A 3,872-nucleotide genomic window follows, 5' to 3' on the forward strand; every position below is an offset into this window, starting at 1 on the left:
TGTGCACGCTGTTGAGTTCTCAAGGACCAGACGCACTCCCCACTCGACACCACGAAGATGCTCCGCCAGAGAGGCTGGTTCGTTGCCCGGGGAAGATCGGAGCCAGACTGCATCTCCCAGGTCAGTGACCCGGTCAGTGTCTCGGCCGTTCCGTTCTCCGCCTCAGCGGCAACGAGTGATTACTCTACGCACGGGTGAACGGCAGCGCCAAGCCAGCACGCCGCCCGGGCGTGTCGCGGCGGTGTGCCCGGATGGGCGGCTGCGCTGCCTGCCCCGGGAACGACGGGAGGCGCAGTGCTGACTCGCACTGCGCCTCCCGGCAGACCGGTCGTCGACGCGACCGGCGTGGTCGAACGGACGACCGTGGACCGACGTCAGTCGGCCGCGGCCAACTGCCCGCACGCGCCGTCGATCTCCTTGCCGCGGGTGTCGCGGAGGGTCGTCGGGATGCCCGCAGCGTTGAGTCGCCGGACGAACTCGTCCTGCACGTGCACCTCGGACGAGGTCCACACGGAGCCGGGCGTCGGGTTCAGCGGGATGGGGTTCACGTGCACCCAGCCCTTGCCACGCTTGTTGAGCTTCTCCGCCAGCAGGTCCGCACGCCAGGCGTGGTCGTTCATGTCCTTGATGAGCGCGTACTCGATCGACACCCGCCGACCGGTCTTGACGTAGTAGTTGTGGGCGGCGTCGATCGCTTCGTCGGCCTTCCACTTCGAGTTCACCGGGATCATCTCGTCACGCAGTTCGTCGTCCGGCGCGTGCAGCGAGAGCGCGAACGTGAGCGGGATCCCCTCGTCGGCGAGCTTGAGCATCGCGGGCACCAGGCCCACGGTCGACACGGTGATGCCGCGGGCACTCATCCCGAGGCCGTTCGGCTGCGGAGCGACCATCAACCGCACGGCGTCCATCAGGCGCTTGTAGTTCGCGAGCGGCTCCCCCATGCCCATGAACACGATGTTCGTCACCCGCTCGGCGTCGACACGGTCCTGCCCGCCCTTGCGCGGGTCACCCCCGAGCTCACCGGCAGCGATCGCGGCGTTGGCCTGCACGATCTGGTCGATGATCTCGGCCGTCGACATGTTGCGGGTCAAGCCCGCCTGCCCGGTCGCGCAGAAGGGGCAGTTCATGCCGCATCCGGCCTGCGACGAGACGCAGAGCGTGATGCGCCCCGGGTACCGCATGAGCACCGACTCGACCAGGGCGCCGTCGTGCAGCTTCCAGAGGAACTTGATCGTGTCGCCCTTGTCGGTCTCGAGACGACGGGTCTCGGTGAGCAGGGGCGGCAGCAGCCCCGCGACGAGTTCGTCACGCTGGGCCGACGGCAGGTCGGTCATCTTCGCCGGGTCGGACGTGTAGTGCGTGAAGTAGTGGGTGGCGAGCTGCTTGGCGCGGAACCCGGGCAGACCGAGTTCCTTCATCTTGGCTTCGCGCTCTTCCACCGTCAGGTCCGCCAGGTGCACCGGCGGCTTGCCCCGCTTCGGGGACGCGAACTGCAGCAACGGCCGACCGTCGGTCCCGGTCGCCTGCTGCCATCCTTCGGTGCGCGGGCGCACCTGCGGGCGGGCAGAGCGCTGCTCCTCGAACGGTGTGCGGGTGTCGGTGGCCATCACTCCAGCTTACGGGAGGCTCGCAACCCCTCGGGCGCACCGGTCCCGCCCGTCACGGGTCACCGGACGCCAGACGCCGGACCCGTGCCCCGCGTCCTGCTCCCGGACACGGGTCAGGTCGCGGTGCGGGCCGGTGGGTGCGCTGCGGTCGGGGCTCAGACGCCCGCGGGCAGGAGACGCGCGAAGTGGTGGGCGGCCGGGTACATCGGGACGATGTCGACGACCTCGCCCGGGTGCGGTGCCTGCAGCACGAGTCCCTGGCCGAGGTACAGGCCGACGTGGTCGTCGTTGTCGTAGACGACCATGTCGCCGGGCAGCGCCTCGGACTCGGGCACGGTCGTGGCGACCGCGTCCTGCGTCGGGACGTAGTGAGCGAGCTGGATGCCGACCGACTGGTACGCCACCATCGTCAGCCCGGAGCAGTCGATGCCCGCGTGGCTGGCACCGCCCTCGACGTACGGGTCGCCGAGGTACTGCAGCGCCGTCTGGAGCACGGTGGCGCGGTCGCCGCCGGCCGAGAGCGCAGCGGACAGCGCCGACTTCGCCTGGGTCTCGGTCACGCCGAAGCGGAGCACGAGGGTCGGGTAGGACACGATCGAGGTCGTCGTCACGCCGTCGGAGGAGACGATCGGCACCTGGACGTCGTGGGCGACCGTGTAGGTCTGCAGCGCCAGGGACGTCGTGGTGGTGGTCGTCGGAGCGGGGGCGGCCGTCGCGGCCTCGGCCGGGATCGACAGCGACAGGGTCGAGGTGATCGCGAGCGCCGGGGCGATGAGCAGCGCGGCACGCTTGGCGTTCGCGGCCCGGCGGATGTGACGCGGGTCGGCGGCACGCTCGGCCCGGATGGCGGCGTTCCGCGAGACGAACGCGCTCGTCGCCGGTCGGACCGGACGAGCCGGAGCGAGGGCGACCACGCGGGCCGGGCGCTGGTGCTCGACGAAGGTGGTGCGGGCCACGGCGGGACCGGAGGCGGAGCGGCGGCCTCGTGCGCGGGGTGCGGCAGGCGGCGGGACGGGTGCGGCTCGACGGCCTTCGTCGAGGGCGGGCAGAGCGTGGCGTCCCATGGTTCCTTCCGGGTCCGAGCCGTCCTTCTGGAGCGGCGACTCGGGAAGATAACGTATTGGTCACGAACCTGATCCCGCCTGGAGAACCCGACCTCGTTCCTGCAGCCCGTCACAGACTCGCCGAGAGGCCTCACATGCCGGCGGCGAGTCGGGCCTCCCGTCCGTCGGCGGCCGCGTCGAGCCGAGCGGCGAGCGCGACCACGGCGTCGTCGACCGGTGTCGCTCCGGCCGCGGCGAGCGCTCCGGGCACCGGAGCACCGGCCCGGAGTGCGACGGGCAGGACGCCGGCCCAGACGCTGTGGTCCTCGCCGTCGTCGGGTGACTCCCCCACACCGGCGGCGCGGACCTTGACGCTGGCGGCGTCGAGCGGCAGTTGCAGGACCTGGGTCTGCCGGACCTCCTTGGCGGTCATCTCGCGCACCTCGGCCCGGCGGCCGGGCATGAGGTGGTCCGCGACCTGGCGGAGTGCGTCGGCCCGCTGCTCGGTCGGTACGACGGTCGCCCGTCCAGCGATCATCGCGCTGCGGTAGTTCGCCGAGCTGTCGAAGGTCGAGCGGGCGAAGACGATGCCGTCGAGGTGGGTGATGGTCGCCGAGACAGGAACGCCCGCCGCGCCGGCGTCGAGGAAGAGGCCACCGCCGGTCGAGCCGTGCAGCAGCAGGACGGGGCCGGCGCCGAGGTCACCGACGCCGTAGAGGAACGGCAGCACGATCGGGAAGCCGTCGCGGACCAGGCCGACGTGGGCGACGAAGCCCTCGGCGAGGACCTGGCGGAGGGCCTCGGGGTCGGTCTGCTGGCGGTCGCGGAGCCGTCGCACGGTCAGGGCGGGCAGGGCTGGCAGGGCTGGCAGGGTCTCGTCGGTGGGCACGGTCCGACGCTAGGGTCAGCACTGGATCAGCACGTAGACCAGATCGGAGCGGTTCGAGTGGACCAGTCGAACAAGGTGGCCGCAGTTGTCGCACGCATCCGCGGACTGGTGCACGACGGGACGCTCGGTACGGACGACCCACTGCCGTCGACCCGTGCGCTGGCGGCTGAGCTCGGGGTGGCACGCGGGACGGTGGTGGCGGCGTACGAGCAGCTCGACGGCGAGGGCTACATCCGGACGCGGCACGGGGCTGCAGCCCGGGTGGTCGGGGGTGCGGCCGGCATGAGAACCGGGGACGTCGGGGGCGGCCCGGTAGCGGGCGCAGGCAGCGAG

4 protein-coding genes are annotated in these 3,872 nt (G+C 71.6%); 1 reads left to right on the forward strand and 3 read right to left on the reverse strand.

What is annotated here, in order from left to right; genetic code table 11:
- Positions 1-374 precede the first annotated feature (374 nt).
- The 3 genes from rlmN to QL987_RS16715 all read right to left on the reverse strand — a co-directional run bounded on the left by rlmN (position 375) and on the right by QL987_RS16715 (position 3,539).
- Positions 375-1,607: a 23S rRNA (adenine(2503)-C(2))-methyltransferase RlmN gene (rlmN, locus tag QL987_RS16705; RefSeq protein ID WP_290158775.1), complete on the reverse strand. Its 1,233-nt coding sequence runs from the start codon at positions 1,605-1,607 to the stop codon at positions 375-377.
- Between the two features lie 155 nt (positions 1,608-1,762).
- Entirely contained in the window at positions 1,763-2,563 is an 801-nt protein-coding gene (locus QL987_RS16710) for a C40 family peptidase (RefSeq protein WP_290158777.1), read from the reverse strand.
- 238 nt (positions 2,564-2,801) lie between these two features.
- Positions 2,802-3,539, reverse strand: coding sequence for a pyridoxamine 5'-phosphate oxidase family protein (locus QL987_RS16715; RefSeq protein WP_290158778.1), 738 nt, complete (start codon positions 3,537-3,539; stop codon positions 2,802-2,804).
- A gap of 75 nt (positions 3,540-3,614) precedes the next feature.
- Between QL987_RS16715 and QL987_RS16720 the strand changes: the two genes are divergently transcribed.
- The coding region (locus tag QL987_RS16720; protein ID WP_290158779.1) for a winged helix-turn-helix domain-containing protein at positions 3,615-3,872 on the forward strand (258 nt) is incomplete at its 3' end.

This window comes from Curtobacterium sp. APC 4022, from assembly GCF_030407555.1.
Lineage (GTDB): Bacteria > Actinomycetota > Actinomycetes > Actinomycetales > Microbacteriaceae > Curtobacterium.

Coding starts and splice junctions, on each gene's coding strand:
- rlmN (WP_290158775.1), bottom strand. CDS start 1,607: ATGGCCACCGACACCCGCACACCGTTCGAGGAGCAGCGCTCTGCCCGC.